The 23,851-nt window shown below is 44.3% G+C and carries 22 protein-coding genes and 1 pseudogene; 17 read left to right on the forward strand and 6 right to left on the reverse strand.

Translation table 11 applies throughout. The features are described 5' to 3' along the window. Positions 1-71 precede the first annotated feature (71 nt). From FHS16_RS19055 to FHS16_RS19080, 6 genes are all read left to right on the forward strand, one after another. Complete coding sequence (locus tag FHS16_RS19055) at positions 72-1,817, forward strand: sensor histidine kinase (RefSeq protein WP_183566136.1); 1,746 nt, start codon at positions 72-74, stop codon at positions 1,815-1,817. After that, positions 1,811-3,433: an AraC family transcriptional regulator gene (locus FHS16_RS19060; RefSeq protein ID WP_183566144.1), complete on the forward strand. Its 1,623-nt coding sequence runs from the start codon at positions 1,811-1,813 to the stop codon at positions 3,431-3,433. The genes FHS16_RS19055 and FHS16_RS19060 overlap by 7 nt, the downstream gene beginning before the upstream one ends. A gap of 99 nt (positions 3,434-3,532) precedes the next feature. Further along, positions 3,533-5,758, forward strand: a complete 2,226-nt coding sequence (locus FHS16_RS19065; RefSeq protein WP_246431836.1) for an FAD-dependent oxidoreductase — start codon at positions 3,533-3,535, stop codon at positions 5,756-5,758. 7 nt (positions 5,759-5,765) lie between these two features. Beyond that, entirely contained in the window at positions 5,766-6,974 is a 1,209-nt protein-coding gene (locus FHS16_RS19070; protein WP_183566148.1) for an SGNH/GDSL hydrolase family protein, read from the forward strand. A gap of 528 nt (positions 6,975-7,502) precedes the next feature. Continuing rightward, the gene (locus FHS16_RS19075) at positions 7,503-8,201 is read left to right on the forward strand and encodes an SDR family oxidoreductase (protein WP_183566150.1); all 699 of its coding nucleotides are present in this window, start codon (positions 7,503-7,505) and stop codon (positions 8,199-8,201) included. Positions 8,202-8,859: 658 nt separating this feature from the next. Then, positions 8,860-9,510 carry a response regulator gene (locus FHS16_RS19080; RefSeq protein ID WP_183566152.1) on the forward strand — a complete coding sequence of 217 codons (651 nt, stop codon included), beginning with the start codon at positions 8,860-8,862 and terminating at the stop codon, positions 9,508-9,510. Between the two features lie 60 nt (positions 9,511-9,570). On the opposite strand, the gene FHS16_RS19085 is transcribed toward FHS16_RS19080, so the two are convergent. From FHS16_RS19085 to FHS16_RS19095, 3 genes are all read right to left on the reverse strand, one after another. Beyond that, positions 9,571-9,933, reverse strand: a complete 363-nt coding sequence (locus FHS16_RS19085; RefSeq protein ID WP_183566154.1) for a c-type cytochrome — start codon at positions 9,931-9,933, stop codon at positions 9,571-9,573. Between the two features lie 151 nt (positions 9,934-10,084). Further along, entirely contained in the window at positions 10,085-10,699 is a 615-nt protein-coding gene (locus FHS16_RS19090) for an SCO family protein (protein WP_183566157.1), read from the reverse strand. After that, positions 10,696-10,848, reverse strand: coding sequence for a hypothetical protein (locus FHS16_RS19095; RefSeq protein WP_183566160.1), 153 nt, complete (start codon positions 10,846-10,848; stop codon positions 10,696-10,698). Before FHS16_RS19095 ends, FHS16_RS19090 begins: the two co-directional genes overlap by 4 nt. 233 nt (positions 10,849-11,081) lie before the next feature. Here FHS16_RS19095 and FHS16_RS19100 point away from each other — a divergent pair, with 233 nt between their 5' ends. The 5 genes from FHS16_RS19100 (at position 11,082) to FHS16_RS19120 (ending at position 15,476) form a co-directional block, all read left to right on the forward strand. Next, positions 11,082-11,225 carry a hypothetical protein gene (locus tag FHS16_RS19100; RefSeq protein WP_183566164.1) on the forward strand — a complete coding sequence of 48 codons (144 nt, stop codon included), beginning with the start codon at positions 11,082-11,084 and terminating at the stop codon, positions 11,223-11,225. Between the two features lie 176 nt (positions 11,226-11,401). After that, a complete protein-coding gene (locus tag FHS16_RS19105) occupies positions 11,402-11,812 on the forward strand; it encodes a MerR family transcriptional regulator (protein WP_183566167.1) in 411 nt (136 codons plus the stop codon). 225 nt (positions 11,813-12,037) lie between these two features. Then, positions 12,038-13,468: an aldehyde dehydrogenase family protein gene (locus FHS16_RS19110; RefSeq protein WP_183566170.1), complete on the forward strand. Its 1,431-nt coding sequence runs from the start codon at positions 12,038-12,040 to the stop codon at positions 13,466-13,468. 340 nt (positions 13,469-13,808) lie between these two features. Beyond that, complete coding sequence (locus FHS16_RS19115; RefSeq protein ID WP_183566173.1) at positions 13,809-14,810, forward strand: oxidoreductase; 1,002 nt, start codon at positions 13,809-13,811, stop codon at positions 14,808-14,810. Positions 14,811-15,101: 291 nt separating this feature from the next. Then, positions 15,102-15,476: a GNAT family N-acetyltransferase gene (locus tag FHS16_RS19120; protein ID WP_246431837.1), complete on the forward strand. Its 375-nt coding sequence runs from the start codon at positions 15,102-15,104 to the stop codon at positions 15,474-15,476. Between the two features lie 132 nt (positions 15,477-15,608). On the opposite strand, the gene FHS16_RS19125 is transcribed toward FHS16_RS19120, so the two are convergent. Together FHS16_RS19125 and FHS16_RS19130 are read right to left on the reverse strand one after the other, a co-directional pair. Further along, positions 15,609-16,256, reverse strand: coding sequence for an SIMPL domain-containing protein (locus FHS16_RS19125; protein WP_183566176.1), 648 nt, complete (start codon positions 16,254-16,256; stop codon positions 15,609-15,611). Positions 16,257-16,421: 165 nt separating this feature from the next. Continuing rightward, positions 16,422-16,808, reverse strand: a complete 387-nt coding sequence (locus tag FHS16_RS19130; protein ID WP_183566179.1) for a hypothetical protein — start codon at positions 16,806-16,808, stop codon at positions 16,422-16,424. 645 nt (positions 16,809-17,453) lie between these two features. Between FHS16_RS19130 and FHS16_RS19135 the strand changes: the two genes are divergently transcribed. The 6 genes and pseudogenes from FHS16_RS19135 to FHS16_RS19160 all read left to right on the forward strand — a co-directional run. Continuing rightward, positions 17,454-18,008 (forward strand): sigma-70 family RNA polymerase sigma factor, encoded by a 555-nt coding sequence (locus tag FHS16_RS19135; RefSeq protein WP_312890977.1) that lies wholly within the window; start codon positions 17,454-17,456, stop codon positions 18,006-18,008. Then, complete coding sequence (locus FHS16_RS19140) at positions 17,998-18,696, forward strand: hypothetical protein (protein ID WP_183566186.1); 699 nt, start codon at positions 17,998-18,000, stop codon at positions 18,694-18,696. Before FHS16_RS19135 ends, FHS16_RS19140 begins: the two co-directional genes overlap by 11 nt. A 327-nt stretch (positions 18,697-19,023) precedes the next feature. Further along, on the forward strand, positions 19,024-20,046 hold the full coding sequence (gene galE, locus FHS16_RS19145; protein ID WP_183566189.1) for a UDP-glucose 4-epimerase GalE: 1,023 nt from the start codon (positions 19,024-19,026) through the stop codon (positions 20,044-20,046). Beyond that, positions 20,043-21,251: a MerR family transcriptional regulator gene (locus tag FHS16_RS19150; RefSeq protein ID WP_246431838.1), complete on the forward strand. Its 1,209-nt coding sequence runs from the start codon at positions 20,043-20,045 to the stop codon at positions 21,249-21,251. Before galE ends, FHS16_RS19150 begins: the two co-directional genes overlap by 4 nt. A gap of 50 nt (positions 21,252-21,301) precedes the next feature. Beyond that, a complete protein-coding gene (gene nudK, locus FHS16_RS19155) occupies positions 21,302-22,282 on the forward strand; it encodes a GDP-mannose pyrophosphatase NudK (protein ID WP_221226409.1) in 981 nt (326 codons plus the stop codon). 320 nt (positions 22,283-22,602) lie between these two features. Next, positions 22,603-22,773 (forward strand): annotated as a pseudogene (locus FHS16_RS19160) (IS110 family transposase); the annotation flags it as partial. Here the strand turns inward: FHS16_RS19160 and FHS16_RS19165 are convergent. Further along, positions 22,769-23,680, reverse strand: a complete 912-nt coding sequence (locus tag FHS16_RS19165; protein ID WP_183566192.1) for an AraC family transcriptional regulator — start codon at positions 23,678-23,680, stop codon at positions 22,769-22,771. The pseudogene FHS16_RS19160 and the gene FHS16_RS19165 sit on opposite strands and share 5 nt — an antisense overlap. Between the last annotated feature and the right edge of the window lie 171 nt (positions 23,681-23,851).

Below are 23,851 nucleotides of genomic sequence, written 5' to 3' on the forward strand. Positions count from 1 at the left end.
CGAAGAGAGTGGCTCTTAACAGCCCCTCTCTTTATTGTCATTTTAATAAGAACGTAAAAGGAAGAGGATGCATGCGAAGAAGAATCAGCTTGCCTTTAAAATTATTTTTTATCGTGTTTGCGTTTGTATTAGGCTGTATCATTTTGATAAGCCAATTATCCTATCGCTATGTCCAAAAGGAAATAAGAACGAACGACATCTACTACACCAACCAAATACTTGACAAAGTCGATCAGTATTTCACTGTTAATTTTGCCTCCTTCCAGACGATCCTGTTTTCGGTCGAAACATCGGTGAACGCCAACATTGACAAGACGGAAGTCATCAAAGAGCAATTAAGAGAGCTATATGAACTCAATAGTAATTACGTCAGCAATATTTATTTGATCAATAGAGATCTATCCATTGTAGGCGGAAGTACGCCTACCCGCATATTCGATGAACCTTTAGCGGAAAGACAGCCTTTATTTGTTGCGGCTGACAAAAACAGAAGGACGACCTTTGTCAGTGATCCATACAAATCCAAATATTCTGGTTGGACCGTTACGATGGTTCGATATTTGAACGGAGCACCGTATCCAATGGCCATTGCCGTTGATTTGGATCTAAATGCCATTGAAGAAACGTTGTTCAAGATTAATAAACAAGAACAAATGAATTTGGCTCTGATCACCGCATCGGGTAAGATCATTGCCGGATTTTCGGAAAATAGAGGACCGCTGACTGTTCAAGATCATACCTTTTCAATCGGTGAAACGCCAGCGGAACAAATTTTGGATACAACAGAAACTAGCCTTCAACTGCATACCAAGGACGGCCTGCCGGTCTCCCTTCTGAAAAAACCGACAGAGAAATTCAATTGGACCATCATCTCGGTCAATGATGAATCACGCTTGAAAGCCGCTCTGACCAGATTGGAAACCTATTATATCGCGCTTCTAGCGGCAGGTCTTATCTTAAGTTTATTCATTTCCTTTCTTATTGCCAAGTACATAAGGAATCCGCTTTATGCGCTCAAAACAAAAATGAAACGAGTGGAACAAGGCATCCTCACGACGACAATAACGATTAACCGAGACGATGAGTTTGGAGATCTGTCCCGAGCCTTTGACCGTATGCTGCAGCAAATTGTGGAATTGATTCAGCGAGCCGAGCTTCATAATGAGCTTGAGCGGAAGCTGGAGATTCAAGTGCTGCAGTCTCAAATCAACCCTCATTTTCTGTATAACACGCTTGGTTCGATCAGCAATGTTATACGTCTCGGTCAAATAGAGAAAGTAGATGTGGTGATCGGGTCGCTCATTTCTTTATTGGAATACGGGATAGATGACGCTTCAGAGAAGGTTTCCTTGCGCCAGGAATTGCGAAATGTAGCGGACTATATCGAGATCCAGAACATCCGGTATAACCGAAATTTTCAATTAATTGAAAATATCGAAGCAGGGTTAATGGATTTTCCGGTTTTTCGCATGCTGCTGCAGCCCCTTGTGGAGAATAGTATTTTCCATGGCTATAACGGAGGGGGAATCGAGGGACCTATTACGATTCATGCATACAAGGATGGCGGCATCGTCATCATTGAAGTCGTTGATCAAGGCGAGGGCATTCCAGCCGATAAAATAAACCGTATTTTAATTTCAGAACCGGGTGATATGGAAGTGAAAAGGAAAAGGATCGGGTTAACGAATATTCATGGCAGAATAAGACTTCACTACGGTGAACAATTCGGGCTCCAAATCATTAGCATACCTAAGGAAACAACCCGTATACGCGCGCTATTCCCGTCAGCTATGCTAAAAGGAGATGCATCATGGTGAGAAACTATACCTGCTTCATTGTTGACGACGAAGACCTTATCATTCAAAGATTGGAATTGTTTTTTAACGAGCTCTCCCAAAGGGATAAGCGATTTGTTCTAGTCGGGAAAGCAAATAATGGGCGGGATGGGATCGAAGAGATTTTAAAGCTTAAGCCGGATATCGTCATATCTGATATCGTTATGCCGCGAATGGATGGAATCTCCATGATTGAACAGTTAAAGCTTGAGCTCCCCCAAACCCAATACATATTATTGACTGCCTATTCATCCTTTGAATACGCACAGCGAGCTATTCATGCCAACGTATTGGAGTACATTGTTAAGGTTCCGCTGAGGGAGGCGGATTTGGATCGAGCCCTAGCGAAGGCGGCTGGGATTCTCAATGAGGTTAAGAAAAAAGAAGCGGAATTTCAATCGTTAAACGTATCCGTGCTTGAAAATAAATATAGAGTCCGCAAGCAATTTTTTAACGAACTGATCCGAGGCGAAATCCCATCCCATCGGGCATCGGATTTTGCCAATCGCATGCAGTTCCATTTCTTTCAAGCCAACTATTGCTGCTTCATAGTCGAAATGAACACGTATGAAAGCTTCCGAAACGAGTACTCAGCAGCTGATCAAAACATTTTGAAATATGCGATTACGAATATCATCGAAGAAACGGTGATGAATGGTGGCAGCGGCGTAGCAGCGGATCTGTCCGATAATCGCTTTATTGGCTTTCTTTCTTGGGAAAATAACCGCAGTGATATGGAAACGGAATATGCTTGCCAATCCTTGGGAGGGCAGATCGTCTCACATTTGCAACAATATCTGAATCAAAGGGTATCCGTCGCTTTCGGTGGGACGCACCGAGGCTGGGAGTCTATCAAACAAGCATACACGGAAGCTAAAAATGTGAGTGAGGACTTCTATTATCATATGGAGAAAGTAGTAAAAACGCCTAATCATCGGTTCCAATACCAAAATGACAAAAAAGCAGAATTTCAGCAAAAACTGTCTGATTTTCTTGTATGGGTGAATAGGAAGGTTTCCAAGGAAGAGCTGGAGCTTGCAGTCGCCGGTCTGCACCAATTTGTTTCGGACCATAAAATCCATAAGTCCATCATGGCGCCGATGCTTAGAGACTTGTACAGAGACATTACGATGAAGTTTAAACCGGGAAACAAGCTGGCCGCGAAAGCAGCAGAATTCCCAATGGCATTTATGGCCTTTCAGGAGCAGCTTGCCTATATTGGCAACTTTACATTCGAATACGTGCAGGCCGGGCAAATATTGCATCGTGCAGAAATCATGAGTGCCATGCAGTTTATAGAGAAAAACCTGAAACAACGCTTGACGCTGGAGGCGATTGCCGAGGATGTGAATTTGGCTCCGTCGTATTTTAGCAGCTTATTCAAAAAAACAATGAACGAAGGCGTGATCAGCTACATCAACCGCAAAAAAATCCAATTAGCGCTCGAGCTGTTAAATGTGCAGGATTATTCTTTATTGGAATTGTGCGAGGAAGTAGGCATCGTCAATGAAGGCTACTTTTGCAAACTATTTAAAGAATATACGGGTGAGACTCCTAAGCAATATCGGATCAAAATGACAAGGTACGAATCCAAATAAGGCTGCAAAAAATATATGAGTTTTTCGCGAAATCATGTAAAAAAAAGGGGACCAAAAGACTTACCATGATAGAAGGATCTAATCATGGAGGTTATGAAAATGGAGCTTATGAAAGCAGATGTAACCGTCGTAGGCGGAGGTATTGCTGGGATATGCGCTGCCATTGCAGCCGCTCGCCAAGGGCTAAAGGTTTCACTTATTAATGATCGGCCGGTGCTTGGGGGTAATGCGAGCAGTGAGGTCAGGGTCCATATCAACGGATCGGCATATCTCGGAAACAGTCCATCCTATTATGCCCGCGAGGGCGGGTTGGTGGAAGAACTCAAGCTGAAAATCTTTCACTATAATCCGTTATACAACAAGAAGCTCATGCTTTCGCTATCGGATACGGTCTTATTGGACATGGTTTATGCTGAGCCTAACATTTCCCTATTCCTGAATACATGCGTGCATGAAACGGGCATGGAAAACGGCAGAATTAAATGGGTGGAGGGCCTTCAACTCGCTTCTGAAAGAAAATTCCGATTTGAAAGCCGAACCTACATCGATTGCTCCGGCGACGGCATTGTCGGATATCAAGCAGGCGCTCACTTCCGATGGGGAAGAGAGGCGAAGCATGAATACATGGAGGAGCTGGCTCCTGAAGTAGCGGACCATTACACTATGGGTGATACGATTCTGTTTCAAGCCCGTGACGTAGACTATTCCGTTCCTTACAAAAGGCCTGGCTTTGCGTATGATATTACGAAGCTGCCTTTTTTCGATAGTATCAGAAAAGGCTTGAACCATCGGTCTTTTCCAAGGAAAATCAACGGGCTAGGCGGATTGTGGTGGCTCGAATACGGCGGACATATGGATATTATCAAAAATAATGAAGACATCGCATTGGAATTGCGGAAATTGGTGTACGGGATTTGGGATTATATCAAAAATAGCGGCGAGTTTGATGATGTGGACAATCTTATTTTGGATTATGTATGCCCGATACCGGGAAAGCGGGAGTCGCGGAGGTTTATAGGGGAGCACATGCTGTCTCAGAATGATCTTACATCAAAGCCTCATTTCGAGGATGCTGTATCCGTTGGTGGCTGGTATATGGATCTGCATGCGAATAAAGGCATCTACGATGAGGGGCCGGCTACAGCATGGAATTTCGTGCCGGGCTTGTATAATATCCCGTTCCGCAGCTTATTTTCTCGCAATGTTCCTAATCTGATGTTCGCGGGCCGCAATATAAGCGCTACCCATGTGGCTTTCGGATCCACAAGGGTCATGGCAACCTGCGGCTGCATGGGGCAAGCGGTAGGAACGGCTGCTGCGTTATGCTTGAAATACGAGGCAGACCCCGCGGCCATAGTCAAAACTCATATGGGTGAGCTTCAGGCGCAGCTGCTTCGAGACGGGCAAACGATTGTAGGGCTTCAAGAGGAGTTGGATCCTTATTTCGTTGACGGATTAACGATTCGTGCCTCGTCCCAGCGCAGCTATCATAATGTTCATCCAACCGTAGAGATTTCCTTGGAGAAAGCGTTATGTTTGGTCTTGCCGATGGAGACATCCGCAGCTGAAAGCGTACGGATCAAAATGAAAAACAGGTCCGGGCATTCGGAAACGTTGCAGGTGAAGCTATTTGGCGGGGAGCGTAAGGAAAACTATATTCCCTCCAGCGAGCTGAAAGACTACCGCTTGGATATTGCAGCCGGTTACGATGACTGGATTACGCTGGACCTCAGCTGCAAAAAGCCGGCTGACGACAAAATCTACATCGTACTGGAAGGTGCGGCAAGCCTTGCCGTATATGGCAATGAAGAGAAGATGACCGGAGCGGTCAGCTTTCATTATCGGCCAGATGTGCCGTCTAAGCTTAAGAAGCTTAATCAAAGCATTTGCTTCAAAGACCTGGTTCCATCCCAAAATATGTATAGCCCTGAGAATGTCGTCAATGGCTTCTCTAGACCTTATGGTCTGCCGAACGGTTGGATATCTGAACGTACGGAAGGAAGGGAATGGTTGGAATTATGTTTTGCAAGCCCCAAACATGTGGAGGACATTCATCTTGTGTTCAATTCACGGTTGGATTTGGAGCATTTCGACGATCCGATCGAGCCCCTTATCCAAGATTATGATGTGATCTTGACCATAGAGGACGGAACCGAGAGTGAAACCATCATCCGCGGAAATTATCTCACGTTGAATAAACATAAAGTGGATGCGAAATGTGTAACCCGAATCCGGATTCAATTCTATGCAACCCACGGATCTCCTTACTATGAAGTGTTTGCTGTAAAATGCTTTGCTCCAAAAATAATAAGCGAGGGCAGGTGAAGCCGCGATGGAGGAATTATTCCCTCGTAGAGGGCTGCCTAATGTCATTCCGAAGCTGGAAAACGGGGAAACCGTGACAATCGCCTATTTTGGCGGCAGTAATACCCGTTCTCAAGGATATAGGGTCATGACGGGAGATTGGCTTCGAGGGCGATATCCGCATGCGGATATCCGCTCTGTAAACGCAGGCATTGATGGGACAGGATCGGATTTGGGCTGCGCTCGCTTGGAGACGGATGTGCTGCGACATCAGCCTGATCTCGTGTTTGTTGAATTTGTTGGCAACGATGGCGGAGTCCCAGAATCCAAGGCGCGGATCGAAGGAATTGTCCGTCAGATCCGCAAGCGAAGCCTATATATCGATATTTTGTTCGTTTATACGCTGAAGGAGCGGGATGTAGCTTTATTTCAATCCGGCGAATACCAGAAGGGGGCTCTCATGCAGGAGGAAGTGGCCGATTATTACGGTATTCCTTCCATTCATCTCGGCGTAGCGGTCAGTCAATTGGTATCCGAGGGAAAGCTCATTTTCACCGCAAGGGCTGATCAGTCGAATCCAGAAGCCGTTATTTTTACGCATGATTCGGTCCATCCGACAATTCCCGAAGGGCATCAGATTTACACGGATACGATTACCCGGGCATTTGAGAAAATAAGCGAGCTTCGCGACCCTCAGGGAAGATTGGAACATCACTTGCCTCGGTACCCGTTGGTCCCGGCTAATCCTTGGGAGTACGCATCCATACTGCCGCTGGATCGCCTCGCTTTTTTTTCGGAAGGATGGTCTTACATGACCACAGATGATTTTGATTTAGTGCGCGAGTATAATTGGTTGTTTCCCGGCTTATGGCGAGCAGTCGATCCTGGAGAAGCGATCACGGTGCAATTCGAGGGGACCCACATCGGGCTATTCGATATCGGGGGGCCTGATTCCGGCAGATTGAAGGTGTCGGTAGATGGAGGAGAAGCCTTTCTAATCGATCGGTTTACGCCTTATAACGATCATAATCGAAATCAGTATGTATTCTTGCCGGAGCTGCCGAATGGGAAACATATGGTTCGCTTCGAAATCGATCACGAGAAGACAGATAAAGCATCCGTGTTTGAAGCAAACGGCAATGAACGCAGCATGGAGCATGTTCGGCAGCATCCGGCTTGGTATGATAAAACGGTTATCCAGCTTGGGAAGCTGCTAGTGGTCCAGCCGCCATTATAACTAATCTTTAGGTTTTGTCCACATGGAAGACCTACATTCTATTTGACTGCTATTGAGCGGTCAATTAGGATGTAGGTCTTTTCTTGAAATATAAGCCTGAGTCAAATGATTCTCAAGCAATTTACTTTTTTATTCTTTACTGATCGTTCTCAATATGTTAAATTGAGAAAGGGAGGAGGGAATGGAATGGCAAGAAGCACTAGAATTGAGGAAAACGTAGAATTGGATAAGGCGATCTTCAGTGCCAAAGAAAAACTATACCATACAGCCAAGATGGCCATATAACTTTTAAAGGAATAGCTAGTAATTTTGATTGTTACGTGTTTTTTTTATATTTTTTAGAATGATCGTTCTCGTATAGTGAATAAACAAAGATCTCATAATAAATGAAACATACTTACATTCATTATAGAACGATCGTTCTTGAATTCTTGCATTCCCTCCGCCCAATACACTCTTTCTTCATTGCTTATTTTGTATAGGAGACTTTGCTAAACCCATACCACATAATAAAAGGAGCAGTCTAAAATGAAAATTTCAGAACAAATTGCTTTTGTCACCGGTGCAAACAGAGGCCTCGGTCGAGAACTTACACTTGAACTTCTTTCCAGAGGAGCTAAGGTTTATGCTGGAGCAAGAAATCCAGAGTCCATCGATATTCCCGGTGTAATACCTGTGAAGCTCGACATTACGAACCCTCAAGAGGTAGCTGCAGCCGCTAATCTTGCTAAGGATATTACGCTTTTGATTAACAATGCAGGATCGTCTACAGGCGCTTCATTGCTTGGCGGTGAACTTGACCAAATCCAACTGGAGTTTAATACGCATTTCTTTGGAACACTTTCCATGGTTCGCGCTTTTGCTCCGGTTCTATCTAATAACGGCGGCGGCTCGATTCTTAATATTCTTTCTGCATTATCTTGGGTCAGTACCGGGACTGTTGGTGCGTATACGGCCGCAAAAGCAGCAGAATGGGCATTGACGAACGATTTGCGATTAAATTTGCATTCTCAAAAAATACGAGTTGCTGGATTACATGTAGGCTATATGGAGACAGACATGACGTCGGGCTTAGAAGTGCCTAAGTCCAACCCTTCGGACATCGCGAAGATTGCTATCGATGGGATAGAATCAGATAGCTTTGAAATCGTTGCCGATGATACAAGCCGACATATCCAAAGTATTTTTGCCGGTGGGGTATCTGCGATTTACTCACACCTATCCTAATACAAACAACTTATAAAGTAACATCGTAATCGCTTCACAATTAAAGTAACAAAAGCCATCGTCGTTGAACCTGTCGGTGCATGGTCATTAGCTAATCCTGATTTTGTATAGATGGTGCCCTCCGAAGGCTGGATGATTTCACTCCCGATGTAACTTTGGAAATGGATGGGCTTCGGAAGCTATTGCAGAAACCAAAGCCTCATACAAGTAAAGGAGCCAATCCGAGCAGCCACCGTTTCCCACTCGATAGTGACGACGATCAATACGGATTTCAAATATAAGTGTTTTTAGTTTGAAGGGATTATCCGGCTATCACAGCCGGACAATTCCTTCATTTTTTTGTGTTTGTTAATCATAACGTTGGTTCTAAGTGATGACTGGATTCCTCTCAAACCAACGCCATAATGGATCTGCCACTCTTACGAAGAAAACAATTTTTGATCCATTAGCTCTAAGGAGTCATGTGTTCATGAGTAGGAATGAGAGACAATACTAGTAAAAGCGTATAGAGAAGGATTGCTTCATATTCGAAAACATGCCGAAGAAGCCAATCATATTCGCATTCGACTAGAATCAAGTGATAGGAGTTGGCAATGTTGCATGTCAGTCAACGGATTAGTTTCTCAGGTAATCTTTTATGAAAGAAGGTAGAATTCCCATGACGCTGCAACCCGTACGCATTCTAATTGTAGATGATCATCCTCATGCTAGAGAAGGGATGAGGACCATACTCAGCGAGGATTCCTTGTTTGAAATTGTGGGGGAAGCTTCAAACGGTGAAGAAGCCATTTATTGGACGGAACAAGCGATGCCGGATATGATTTTAATGGATATTAACATGAAGGAGATGGGAGGCCTTGAAGCAACTAAGGCAATCAAGTCGAAATTCCCTTACGTGAAAATTGTGATGGTCACGGTATCCGATGATAGTAGTCATTTATTTGAAGCATTGAAAAAAGGGGCTCAAGGCTATTTGCGCAAAAATTTAAACCCTAGTGCATGGCTTGAATACTTAAGAGCAGTTGCCATTGACGAGACACCTATGTCTCAAGAGCTCGCGCAGCGTATATTAAGTGAATTTACTCCTATTGAAAAGCCAAAGACGGAAGAGTCCCCCTTAACCTCAAGGGAAAAAGAAATATTAACTCTGGTTGCCAAAGGGATGCTGAATAAAGATATAGCTGCGCAATTAATTATTTCCGAGCATACGGTTAAGAATCATTTGAAAAATATTTTGCAAAAGCTTCATCTGGCAAACCGTGTCCAGCTTGCTCGGTATGCCTATGAACAGGGATATTATCAAGTATAAACGATATGCAGCACAAGCCTCATCATCAGGCGAGACTTGTGCTGTTTCTTTCTATAACTATTACTTAAATGCTCCCAACCAGTTGGCTAAATTCACAATTTCTTCTTCTGACAGTCGACCTTCGTAACCTGGCATTCCTCCGCCGCCATGAACAATTTGCTTATAAATTTTCTCTCTGCCAAGTGTACTCCCAACCTGATTGAGAGCTGGTCCCATCGCTCCTTGGTACTCATCGCCATGACAATGCATACAATTGCTTTTGTAAATAGATTCCGCGTTTGAAGTATCAACTGGCGTTTCCGGGATGGATACTGGAGGATCAATCTGAGCAGCTTCCTCCTTTGCGGGAAGGTTGAAAAGCAGCAGAATTACAAATAATAAGCCAGCAATGCCTAATACGATTGACATGATCCACTTTTGCATGAAAACGCTCCTTTTACGTAATAATTCCATCTAGCCCGGATCTACTTATTTCCGAATTAAGCTAAAGTAGCTTTTAGTAGAAGAGCCGTCCCGTTCAGTCCGTTTGATTTGTAAAGCGGCAGTGCGTGCTAATCTGAACTAAAATTTCTGCTCATATCTTTTCTTTTAAGAGCCTATTTATATCCTTCAAAATAAGGGTGTTATCCATTTCCTCGCCCATACGATATATCTTTCGAATCTGCTGGTTGGCATCTACAAGCATGAGAGAGGTGACCGTATGCACGTATTGATTATTATCGAGTTTTTGAATGCCAATTCCGTATTCTTTAGCCTTTTCAATCGTATATGCCTCGTCTCCGCGCAACAGCCTCCAACCTGACTGATCAATTCCCATCCTCTTTGCATAAGATTGAAAAACTTCAGGAGTATCCGTATTGGGATCAAAGGTAATGGCAACAAGCTGAACTTTGCTTCCGAAGCTGTCTTGTTTTATTAATTCATCCTGAAGCAGCACCATATTATACGTGGTAGCTGGGCATATATCCGGACAACTCGTGAACATAAACTCGATGAGCATGACTTTGCCTTGATTATCCTTCAGTTCAAAATCGGACCCGTCTAGCTGTTCCAGGGTGAAGTCTGGAGCAGCTTTCACGATGGGGAGCCGATCAGCGCTGTTTTGTGATGTAACGAATAGATAAGTTAGGAAAGATAGCACTAAAATGATGACTGTTATAAGAAATGGATTTGCTTTTTTTACTATCATGAAGGAATATCCTTTTGAGAATCTGTTGAATAAATCTGTGTCATCTTATCCTGTAAGATGTTATCCTCTTTAACAAGCTTTGCTCCATTTAACATCACATAGGCACCTCCTGCTAGAAATAATCCGCCCAAAATCATCCAATACAGCATGTTGTATATCTCCTTTCTGAATCTGTTGATTTGTTCTACTTATTATAAAAGGAATTGTTGTGGAACAATAATGGCTCGAACGAGCTATTTCCTCGTCAATTGTGACGATTACGTTCCGTTAATGGTTATTTCAAATCATTCGTATTTACGAGGCATTACCGTTAAAAATAAAACAGGGAAAACCGCGAAGCCCTCTGCTGCGCGCTGAGATTACCCGTGTAGAAGTGGCTATAGTGATCGCAGAAGCTCTAGGCAAGCCAATTGGTGCGGATTCAGCAACTCATTTTGCAGATGAATCAGACATTCCATTATGGGCAAAAAGCAGCGTTGCTGCCGTACAGCATGCTGGCATTATGCAAGGCAAGGACGCTGGCTAATTCGCGTCGCAAGATCAAGCAACAATGGACTGCTCATCTAGTTAGTTGTGTGTTTTCAGACTCCTGTACCTATGTACAAAAACAAAGAGTAAGATAAAATTTCCTTACAATAACATTTGACTTAAAGTACGCTTTAATGATTATGATAAGACAAAAGTGTACAAGGAGTTGAAAGCATGCCATTCTCCATTAAGGAAGCGTCGGAAATGCTCGGTTGTCCTGCGCATACAATCCGTTATTATGAGAAAGAAGGATTGTTGCCGAATATCACGCGAGACGAGCATGGGAACCGTATTTTCGAACAAAAGGATTTGAACTGGATCAAGCTAATGACTTGCTTTAGACGAACGGGTATGAAAGTGGCCGCTTTAAAACAGATCGTGAATCTCGCATTGCAAGGAGAATCGACGATTCCGCAGAGAAAAGCCATTCTCGAGGAACATCAACAAGAGCTCCATAGGCAACAACACGAATTAAATGAAGCCTTCTATGCGGTCAATCAGAAATTGTCTATATATGACGAGATTCAAAAAGGTACATTAGCTCCAGACCGAGACTTACGAATGGACGAGGGCAAACTCCAGTAATTAGAGGTAAAATATGTGAAACAAGGCTACCGACTTCGGTAGCCTTGTTTCACATTCCAGCCTCTGAAAGACGCCATGTCGTATTATGACCGAATTGTTTAAAATATGCCTGATCGCCCTATTTTGCATTTTTATACCTGCTTGACTTAAAGTGCTCTTTAAGGCTTAAGGTGTAGAGGTAGCAGAACGACCACATGATCAGGACCACAAGGGAGAGAATATTAAATGATAAAAATCGATCAACTTTATATCAATGGACAGTTTGTTATACCTAACGGGACCGAAGTTCAAGACTTGATTAATCCCTCGACAAAAGAAATCATAGGAAGGGTGACTTTAGGGAATGAGCAGGATACTCGCGATGCTATCGCGGCAGCAAAAGAAGCTTTCAAAACATTTTCGAAAACAACCGTCGAAGAACGTAGCGAGATGCTCCAACGGTTGCATGACGTAATGATGGACCATTTCGAAGCCCTCAATCAAGTAGCCGTAGATGAATATGGCGCTCCAGAAGGCGCGACTGCCGCACGTACTCTGTACGCCGCTAAAAATTTTCTCCATAATAAAGCATCGTTGTCGGAATTTCAGTTCGAAAAACGTATGGGTAAAGCAAAGGTCGTCCTGGAACCGCTAGGCGTCATTGGACTTATTACTCCTTGGAACGCGAACTATACGCATATCTCCACGAAGTTAGCACCTGCCATTGCAGCTGGATGTACGGTCGTAATAAAGGCAAGCGAGCTTAGCGCAATTCAAACGCAAGTCATTACGGAATGCTTCCATAAAGCCGGTATTCCTGCCGGTGTTATCAACTTCGTCCATGGCAGAGGCGATGTGGTCGGAGCGGAATTAACCCGTCACCCGGATGTAGCAATGATTTCTTTCACGGGTTCATCACAAGTAGGAAAAATCATAGGAAGAGATGCCGCGAATACAATGAAGAGATTGGTGCTGGAGCTAGGCGGTAAATCGCCAAACGTCATTCTCGACGATGCTGATTTTAACAAAGCTATTCCGATGTCCGTGATGACTGCGTTCAGCAACAGCGGACAAGCTTGCCATGTCGGTTCCCGGTTGATCGTTCCAGAACATCGATTGGAAGAAGTGAAACGTCTTGTGAAAACGACGATTGATGGGATCAAAGTGGGGAGTCCGAGAGAAGCCGGTGTTTATATCGGACCAATGGTTAACCAAAAGCAATATGAGACGGTTCAGCATTATATTAAACTTGGCGTTGATGAAGGTGCTGAATTAGTCGTTGGGGGAGAAGGGCATCCAGAAGGGTTGGAACAAGGCTATTTTGTTAAACCTACTGTATTTGCTCATGTAACCATGGATATGTCGATCGCCAAAGAAGAAATATTCGGACCGGTATTGTCCATTCTTACATTCAAAACGGAAGAGGAAGCCATCGAAATCGCGAACAATTCGATCTATGGCCTATCCGCTTATGTCAGTTCTTCGGACTTAGAAGCCGCTAATCGGGTTGCTTCGCGAATTGTCTCGGGTCGTGTGTTGATCAATGGATTGCACGACGAGCCGACTGCTCCTTTCGGAGGTTTCAAACAATCCGGAATCGGCAGAGAATTCGGCGTATATGGTCTGCAAGAGTATGTAGAACCTAAAACAATTCTAGGTCACGACGTCGTTCAGTAACGACGAATAGCCCGATCCGAATCGGATAATCGGTATTGGGGTAGTGTAAGTATATTGAATCGGTTTGACGACAACGGAATTAAAAACCTGACAGTGAATGAAAAAGTGCTTAATTTATCAAAATACACAGAGCTAAACAAACTTGGGGGGCTTAATTTCTAAAAGCAATTAAAATCGATCAAAATCACATTAACGGCTTATATGTGAAATACAGCGGATTCGAAAAGCAACAAATAATTATCTCCATACAAAACAACAAATTTCCTAATTAAGAAGGATAAATGTTCTTAAGATCCTAACCCATTAAAATGAGGATTGTAAAAGGAGGGAGAGCTTCCAAATGAAATCTTACGTCATCGGACAAACAACGAATCAAGCATCGATTCATTCGGGGTTTGGTCCTCATACGACCGCGCAGGAAGCTTTGGGAAATCGTAATTTGGATGGTAAAGTAGCTCTAGTGACAGGTGGTTATTCCGGAATCGGTCTTGAGACCTCTCGTGTATTAGCGGCAGCTGGCGCTACGGTCATCGTGCCGGCGAGAACGCCTGACAAAGCCAAAGTAGCGGTGGCGGGTATGCCGCGTCTCGAATTGGAGACTCTGGATCTTATGGATCCAGTTTCGATAGACGGTTTCGCGGAGCGTTTTCTAGCTACAGGGAGACCTTTGGATATCCTGATCAACAGTGCCGGCATTATGGCAGCCCCACTTACGCGTGACGATCGTGGTTATGAGTCCCAATTTGCTACGAATCATTTGGGTCACTTTCAGTTGACCGCTAGATTGTGGCCGGCCTTAAAACAAGCGAAGAACGCACGAGTTGTAGCGGTTTCCTCGCGCGGACACCGTCTCAGTGGCGTCGATTTGGATGATCCGAATTATGATCGAAGAATGTACGATAAGTGGAAAGCCTACGGACAATCCAAATCTGCGAACGTGTTGTTTGCCGTCGAGCTTGATAAACGCGGCAGATCTGAAGGGGTTCGCGCTTTCTCCGTACATCCCGGGCTTGTTCTGACGGATTTAAGTCGTCACTTGACGGAAGAGGAGACAGGTCGTCCGAAACAAATGAACGACGAAAAGGAAAAACCAGCCCCAGATCCTGATGCAGACCAATTCAAGTCCGTTGAGCAAGGAGCGGCTACGAGTGTTTGGTGCGCAACTTCCACTCAACTAGACGGAATGGGGGGTGTCTACTGCGAAGATGTCGATATATCTGAGGCGGTTCCCGCTGACAGCGAGAAGGGTACTGGTGTTAGACCATGGGCGATCGATCCCGATATAGCGCAACGGCTTTGGGAGCTGAGCGAGAAACTCGTCGGCTTTAAGTTCTCGATTTAGCAGCTGTTTATAAGTTATAAGATTGATGGAGAAAAGATTTTCCGTGTCTGTGACACAATCCATATTTATAAAATTAGGCATGGGCCCGGCATTGTACCGGACTCATGCCTTTTAATGTCATTAGATTGTATGAAAGGGAACTTTTCAAAAAAACGAAAAAGATCGATTAATTCAGTAAATGGTACAGATACTGTTGTTATTATTTGGACTGAATGCTATTGTTGATAAAATTCACAGTAGGAGGTAGTGGGATGTCAAACTCGTTTGAATTGGTGAAACCATCAGTTTTTTTTGTACTCGGAAGATACAGAGGATAAGATAACAAATCTGAGCTTTGTCCCCCATTCTACATACTGGTTTATAGACAAATATTCAAAGAAAGTCATTGGTGCAGTAAATATTAGACATAAACTCAATGCAAAGCTCCTTAATTGTGATGGACATATTGGTTACGGCATACGCCCATCAGAAAGAAGAAAAGGCTACGCATCTATCCTATTAGCATTAACACTTGAAATTACAAAAAAAATGGGTTTAAACAAAGTTCTTCTTGTTTGTGATAATGGCAATATTGCTTCAAAAAAAACCATAATAAATAATGGTGGTCAATTTGAATCGGAGTATATAGAGGAATGCGGGAACGTTGTATGTCGGTTCTGGATATAGTTATAAATCCTTTTTGCTATAATGTGTTTATTTATTTCAAAAGACCATTGCGTAAAAAGGAACGTTAGTTAACAAAACAGCAGCAGTCTAGAGCCAATATGATATGCTCCCTTAACTGCCATTATTCTTTTGTCAGCCATACAAATACCAAATGCGAATGGCGGCTCTGAAGGTCAATTGACCCGGCTCGATGGGGCTTGTGGCGCTTTCCAGCGACATTGCTGACGCCTTGAAGAACACAGGCTCCGCCCCAGACAGCACTACTTCCTCGACTTTGCATGGAACGGCGGACAAAGAAACGCCGAGTGCCTGGGCGATAACGGTAGCCTTCGCCTCTGCATCTCGCACAGCAGCAATTAATGCTTCTCGTTTCGCTTTAGCACCCTCGCTAGTATCAAACTCTATCGAAGTAACAATGTTCGCCCCATTCGCAACGGCCGCATCGATCAGGCGTCCAGCCTCCGTAACATTGTCTAGTGTCACTTGAAGCAGATGGGTGACTCTGTATCCTCGGAACTCTTGCTTTCCGTCTATATAATCGTATTGAGGCTCCATTAGAAATTGCGTAGTTTTGATGCTCTCACGGGCAATGCCCGATTGCTCCAGCTCTTCAATAACCGCGGCCACTTTTATTGCATTGTCGGATTGGACCGATATCAGATCTACCCCTTCACTAACGGTTCCCAGTGTAATCAATGTACGGTCTGGAACTGCTGTAACTACACCTTCCCCCAATACCTCTAATGTAAAATCACATGCATGTTCTTTAAGTTGAGCCATAGCCTCATTTTCCTCCTTTAACATCATACCTATAACTAAACTATGACCATTTATCGCTTGACATTCAATGTGTCCTTAGCAACATTATCAGTACGGAAGAAGGCCGTCCCTGAATGAACAGGGGACGGCCTATGTTTATGTTTAAGCTCGATAACCTATAATAGCCTATACAAAAGTAACCTTGACCTCATCCCTGCCGATGAGAGCTCCAGAACTATTATAAGCCTCTGCTATAATAACGAAGGTTCCAGCGTGTAACAGCATGAGCTTCGTATAGCTCGATAGCGTATGATGAATGTCGTATCCGCTTGACGGCACGTCGAGCTTACCTGAATGGTAGGTTAGTGATCCGTATATTCCATTATTCTTCTCTAAAATACGGATTTCGTATTTGTAAGCCCCGCTGGGCTTCGTAATGCCGATATAATCCGGAACCGCTCCGTAGCTATTCGGATACGGGTTAAACACGTAAACCCCTCCATAAGCGCTCGCTTGGGAAGCAATACCGAACAGCAAGGTTATAGCAAACACGAGCGAAAATATCTTCTTCATAAATAACTCCTCCTCATAATGGTTTTCGTACCCATTCCGGCCGAAATGGGTATGTACCTTTGCCGAGAACTCTCTCGATGAATATAACATCATTTATCAGAAGTAACTATATCTAGAATTTATGATTGTATGTCTATTTCTACCGAAATCTAATGGCGTACATCCAAGTATTAAGCAAAAAGCAGGTTGCCCACCGCAGGCAATCTCCTTTCTATAAGCTCTATAGAGATTCGCCGTTCAGGTCATTTTCCGGTGGACAAGTTTTATTTCTTTAACATCCGCCGAGACCGAGAAGAGGGGAGTTCCATTTCGGATTCCGAAGATCGGGGAAGTCGTTTACCCTTGGTCAGAGCGCAAGTATCGACGCGAGCGCGATCCAAGCTGGTGGCAGGTTGCAATACTTGACCTTTCAGTTGATGATTACAGAATGCGGCGATATGGCGACGTCACTATCGGATGTGTAGAAACGAAGGCTAGTTCACAAAACGGATGAATATAAAACAGATAAAAATGAACGAATAGGGTAATGTTGTGAGATATATTTACCGAATGAGGACATGAACATATTCCGAATTATGTAATCGTGACTTTATTTGCAGCGGATTTCCTACTCGGACCGTCTAATAAGGTGAAGGTGGTGATCACGTGAAGCCGACCGGCAGTCGACATAAAAATGATTTTTCGAAAGACCCCACGCAAGCACTGGAGCAACTCATGAACGAATTCGGCACGATCGTCATTAGGACCGCGTTTTTCTATACCGGGGATGCTCATCTTGCCGAGGATATTAGCCAGGAGGTATTCTTACGCGCGTACCGAAAGTGGCACACCTTCCGCGGCGACAGTACCGTCAAGACGTGGCTGACGACGATCACAGTCAACATATGCCGCGACAAAATGAGCGTTCGCATGTTCACGGAACAGCCGACCGAGCCAGGCAAGTTGGAGCTTGGCCGAACGATCAGCGTGGAAGATGAGGCGCTTGAACGGCTAAAGAAGAGCGAAGTGCTGCAGCATGTGCTGCGCCTACCGTTACCGTATCAGGAAGTGTTGTACTTGTATTACTACGCGGACCTGAGCACCCGGGAGATATCAGAAGCCATTAGCACGCCGGAAGGAACAGTACGCAACAAACTTCATCGGGCGCGTGAAATGCTCGCCCGAGAGATCGGCAAGGAGGGAATCATTCATGACGGATAGAGATCATGAACTGCATCTACAGTTTAGAAAGGAGTCTGATGAAATGTTATTTTCGAGTATGGAGATGAGTGAGCATCTAAAGCGGAAGATTCGTCAAGAAGCGGCCGCTGAGAAGGCAGGGCGTAAATGGAAACTTGCGAAATCATGGAAGGTGGCGGCGGTGGGATTGGCAGCAGCGGTTTCAATCGTTGTGGCCATCCCGCTGTTAGGTACACCGAGTGCACCGGCGCCTGTGGATAGTACGACGGAGAATGTGTCTCCGTCACAGACACAGACTAATGGAGGTATCACCGGTTCGGATCTGACAAAATTGACGACATTGTCGCTGGGTTCGGTCGAAGAAGCAAAGGCGTCTTTCGGAGAAGGCCTGCTGCTGCCGTCCTTTGTACCGAACGGGTACACTTTAACCGAAATGGCAGCGGTGGGGATGCCAGGTCAACCAGTTAGAGATATCATCGTTACGTATGCGTCGGGCGAACATACGGTGACGTTCTCGGTCAGCCGCATGGCATCCGTCTATCCGGCAGAGTTATTTACGAAGACGAAAGTGGGCGATGTGGACGGATTCGTATTCGAACAACCGGGCATGACTGAATTGTTCTGGACGATGGAAAATGTCCATTTTGGCGTAACCGGGCCAATCTCAGGAGATGTAGCGATGAAGATGGCGTTGTCGGCAACGCTTTAAGTGATAAGAGCTTTTACCTCGAAGAAGCAGATGCCGTCAATGATGGCATCTGCTTCTTCGAGGTAGTCCTTACATCTATGATGTCTAGAGGCACAATTTCACCTGTTAATTGAATAAGAACTTGCGTAACCAGGCTTTTTATTGAATAGCATGATTAATACTTAAGAAATCACCGAACCTGAAAAAGCAATGATCGATATTCTTGAGAGAATGCATGAAGGCTCTAGAATTATGGGATCATTCGACCATAAAAATAAAGCTTGAACGTGACGTAACGTAACCTTGTATAATCAAAACAACGAAGAGATGAAATGGAGGATTTAGTAAATGGCAATATTGGTTTGTGGGGGAGCCGGCTATATTGGGAGCCATGTAGTTGCCGCTCTTATTGAACAGCATGAGGAAATCGTTGTTATAGACCGAATGGCCGTGGGAAGGCAGTATGCTGTATTAGGTGGTAAACTGTATAATGGCGATTTGAATGATCGGGTAATGTTGGACAAGATCTTTAAGGAAAATGAAATCGAAGCCGTCATCCATTTGTCGGCCAGCTCACTTGTTGGGGAGAGCATGACGCAGCCGTTAGAGTACTATCGAAATAATGTGGAAGGAACATTGCGTTTGCTAGAGGCTATGCACAAGCACTGCGTGGATAACATCGTGTTCTCTTCTACAGCCGCAGTTTATGGAGATCCGGAACGAATCCCGATTCGCGAGGATGACCGGAAAATCCCGAGGAATACATATGGAGAAACCAAACTAGCGATAGAACGGATGCTGCATTGGGTGGAACAGGCACACGGGATCAAATACGTGATTTTGAGATATTTTAATGTAGCCGGAGCTCATGACAACGGGTTAATCGGCGAGGATCACGACCCGGAAACTCATCTTATCCCTTTGGCTATCCAGGCTGCATTAGGACAAAGAGAAAATATAATGATATTTGGAGATGACTACTCTACGAAAGACGGAAGCTGTATAAGGGACTATGTTCATGTCATGGATGTTGCCGAAGCGCATCTTCTGGCCGTGAACAGCTTGAGGAACGGTGGGAGAAGCGGTGTCTATAATCTCGGCAACAGTGAGGGATTTACAGTAAAAGAAGTGATTGAAACCGTCAAGAAGGTGACCGGGCTGGCATTTCCAGTGCAGATTGCTTCCAGACGCCAAGGCGATCCAGCTGTATTGATCGCATCGCCTGAACTCATCAAGGATGAGCTGAACTGGTCCCCAAAGAGAAGCAGCTTGGAAAAGATGGTCGCAAGCGCCTGGGAGTGGCATCGTACCCATCCAAACGGATACGCTAAAGGCAATGAAGAAACTTGGCAGAAGGAGTCGCAATCTTGAAGCGGAGAGACAAGGAGTATTTAACAACCGGACAGATCGCAAAACGGACAGGAATGACAATTAGAACGTTGAGGTATTATGACCAGATCGGATTACTAAAGCCATCGCAATATAATCATGCTTCTGTCCGTTTGTACAGTAAAGAAGACTTAGTTCGGCTACAAAAAATTCATACTCTAAAATATATCGGTCTGACTCTTGCCGACATCAAGCAAATTATCTATGAAGGCTCACTTCCTGAGCAAGACTTAAAGAACTCCCTAATGGTGCAAAAGGAAGTGATTCGACAGAAAATTGTCCACATGCAATATGTATCCAAAGCGATAGATGAAGCATTGGATCTGCTCCGGGAACATCCAACAGAAACGGATTGGGATAGTTTGTCGGATATTATTCAGACGATTCATACCGAAAAAAATTGGGGTGAGCAGTACCGTAATGCGCTCCGTCTGCAGGCAAGAATCCGGCTCTACGACCGATTCAGCGCCAATAAAATCGGATGGCACCGGTGGTTCTTCGATCAATTGGGTTCAGCTTCGGATCTTAAAATATTGGAACTTGGCTGCGGAGATGCCGCCTTGTGGAGCCGAAATATAGACAGGGTTCCGCCATCATGGAGCATCACGCTTATCGACATATCACCGGGCATGCTGGAAGCCGCTCGAACCAATGTAAATGATCAAAGAAACCAGTTTGCTTTTCTGATGGCTGATGCGCAAGCGATTCCGTTCCAAGACAGCGAGTTCGATGTAATCATTGCGAATCACATGCTATATCACGTGCTGGATATCGGGCAAGCTCTTTCAGAGTGCCATAGGGTGCTTAAACATGACGGTCAACTCTATACGTCTACCATGAGCAAGAGCCATCTTCAGGAAATGGAGCAGCTCGCAAGAGCATTCGATCCCGATATGCGAGTGCTGGACAATGTCATGGAGCGGTTTCATTTTGATAATGGAGCAAACATACTGGCGTCCCAATTCACAGACATGGAGTTGATCCGGTATGAAGATTGTATGCAGGTGGACGAAGCGGAACCGCTTATTCAATATATGACTTCTACGCCAATGAACGCTAGGTTTTATCTAACAGGAGATAAATTAGAAGCCTTCAGATCATATTTGAATGAGAAAATTCAGGAAGGTAACGGAAGCATCTATATTACAATGGATTCCGGCTTTTTTCTATCCAGAAAAAGGAGCTAGTCTGAATGATACGGTTGCTAGTTAAGCGCACATGTTGAGGAGGATTTTCCATGAACATATCCATAAATCCAAGAGTAGAAATAAAAGCTGAAACGGTATTATCTGCTAATTGGTATCAGCTAAAGAAAATGACCTTTGCCTATCAAACTAACAACGGCACTTGGGAAATCCAAGAAAGAGAGGTTTATGACCGTGGCAACGGGGCAGTCATTCTTCTTTACAATCAGGAAAAACAATCCGTAATTCTCACCCGTCAGTTCCGAATGCCTACATATGTCAACAGCAACGACACGGGGATGCTTATCGAAGCGTGCGCGGGCTTGCTCGATTCGGAGAGTCCTGAAGATTGTATTCGCAGAGAGACAGAGGAGGAAACAGGCTACAGGATAACAAACATGAAAAAGATCAGTGAAGCCTATATGTCTCCTGGTTCGGTGACGGAGCTGCTGCACTTTTTTACGGCGGAATATGATTCCCGCATGCAGGTGAATGAAGGCGGAGGAGTTACGGAAGAACAGGAACATATCGAGGTACTGGAGCTTTCTTTTGCAGACGCACTGGAGATGATCAGACAAGGTGAAATTAGGGACGCCAAAACGATTATGCTACTGCAATACGCGCAAATACACAGGCTTCTTCAACTGGAACGAAAAGCCGAGCATATATTAATTGCCGGACCCTATCGGTCTAATACGGGCGATGATCCGATGCTTATTGAAAAAAATGTCCAGCTTATGAATGAAGCTGCACTCCAGGTTTATGAGATGGGGCATATGCCGGTTCTTGGGGAGTGGTATGCACTTCCATTGATGGAAACTGCCGGCTCCCGCACAACCGGAGATGAAGTGTTTAACAAAATCTTTCACCCGTCAGCGGTGAGACTTCTGTCTCATTGCGATGCTGTTTTGCGAGTCGGAGGACCATCGGCAGGAGCTGATGAAATGGTACGAGTGGCTAAGGAAAAAGGGAAAATCGTGTACCGGCGTTTCGATGAGATTCCGGTAATCCTTTCAGGCAGCGAAGCAAAATAAAATTTCTTCACCGTAATGCAAATAGGTTGAATAGAAAGGCAAGTATAACCCTCAATTCACCCTTTTGCTATTGCGATCTAACTTCTTGCAGTTATAATCCACTTCAAAGATATCATCATTTTTGTACTGCTAAATAGTTGAATAGCCAAACGTAATAAAGCTGCCGGCGCACCATCGGTAGCTTTATTACGTTAATGGCAGCATTCCTATTATGAAGAATTACAAGATTTGAGAAACAAAAAGACTCCTTGGTATGATGTTGATGGGTCCACGATGCTGGCCAGCGACCGGATCCAAAAACAAACCAAGGAGACTACAAGATGCTTTCTACTCAAAATGAACGAATTAATCAAATCACTTCTACCTTAATTGTCGGTGTCGACATTGCAAAATTCAAACATGTAGCCCGAGCGCAAAACTACCGCGGGGTCGAGCTCGGAAGGCCAATTACGTTTGAGAATAACCGAGAAGGCTTTGAATTGTTCGTTAATTTGAAAGGGCATCATTACGGGATCTGAGATAATGAACTGGTGAGAGTCCAAACAATCTCTTATACTCACGACTGAATTGAGTCGAACTTTGGTAGCCCATTTGCAATGCCGTTTCGGTTACATTTGCACCGTCAAGTAGAAGCCTTCGCGCTTCTTGAAGACGAAGTTGTTTTTGATATTGTAAAGGGCTTTTACCGGTAACTTCTTTAAATTTGTAATGAAGACTGGAAACACTCATACTCCCAAGTTTAGCCAGTTCTTTAATGTTAATGGTACAATTAAAGTTTTGGGTAACCCAGTCAACTACCTTACTTATCTGGGAAGCTTCCTGATGCCATAACATGCTGAAGTAAAAAGCGGCACCTTCTTCACAGGCTAGCAGCCAGTAGATAATTTCTCTTTTTACTGCTGGTGCGAGGTACTTTGCGGCTTTGGGGTTTTGCAAGAGTTTGAGCAATTTTTCAAAACCTTCCACAACCTCAAGGGTTGTTTTGCCAACAAAAATGCCTTGATGCGGTTCAGATTTTGGTTGGAGCTTCAGGTCGGCTTCAGTTGCTACAGCGGCGACTTCTCCAGGTGTCAATTCAATCCGAAGCGCCATATATGGAGCATCAGATGAGGCTTCTACCACCTGGCCTGTAACTGGAAAACTTACACTTGTTGCAAGAAAATTCCCCGGTTTATATTCAATAGTATCTTCTCCAATCTGCATGTGCGTTTTCCCTTGCACAATAATGCAGAGAGACGGTTTTAATGGACCTTTTTTTGCAACTGTAGGACTTTTTTCGGTTAAGATTTGAAAGAAGGGAATTTCTGTCTGAAATCTACTTGTACGTAAAGGTAATTTTAGAATTACATTCAATAAGCGGTACAGGACCTCATGTACATTATCCTGATTGTTGTCCATGGTATTATATCCCCTCTTAATAACAAAAGGTTTTCTTAATATGCATTAGAACACGTCGTACATAAGAAAACAACTCCATTTGGAGGATTAGGCAGACATTCAATACGATTGAACTTTCTATAAAAAAGAAAGAGGCACATAATAACGGATGTAGCGGACAGTTACGAGCTG

This window comes from Paenibacillus endophyticus, from assembly GCF_014192395.1.
In the GTDB taxonomy this organism is placed as follows: Bacteria; Bacillota; Bacilli; order Paenibacillales; family Paenibacillaceae; genus Pristimantibacillus; species Pristimantibacillus endophyticus.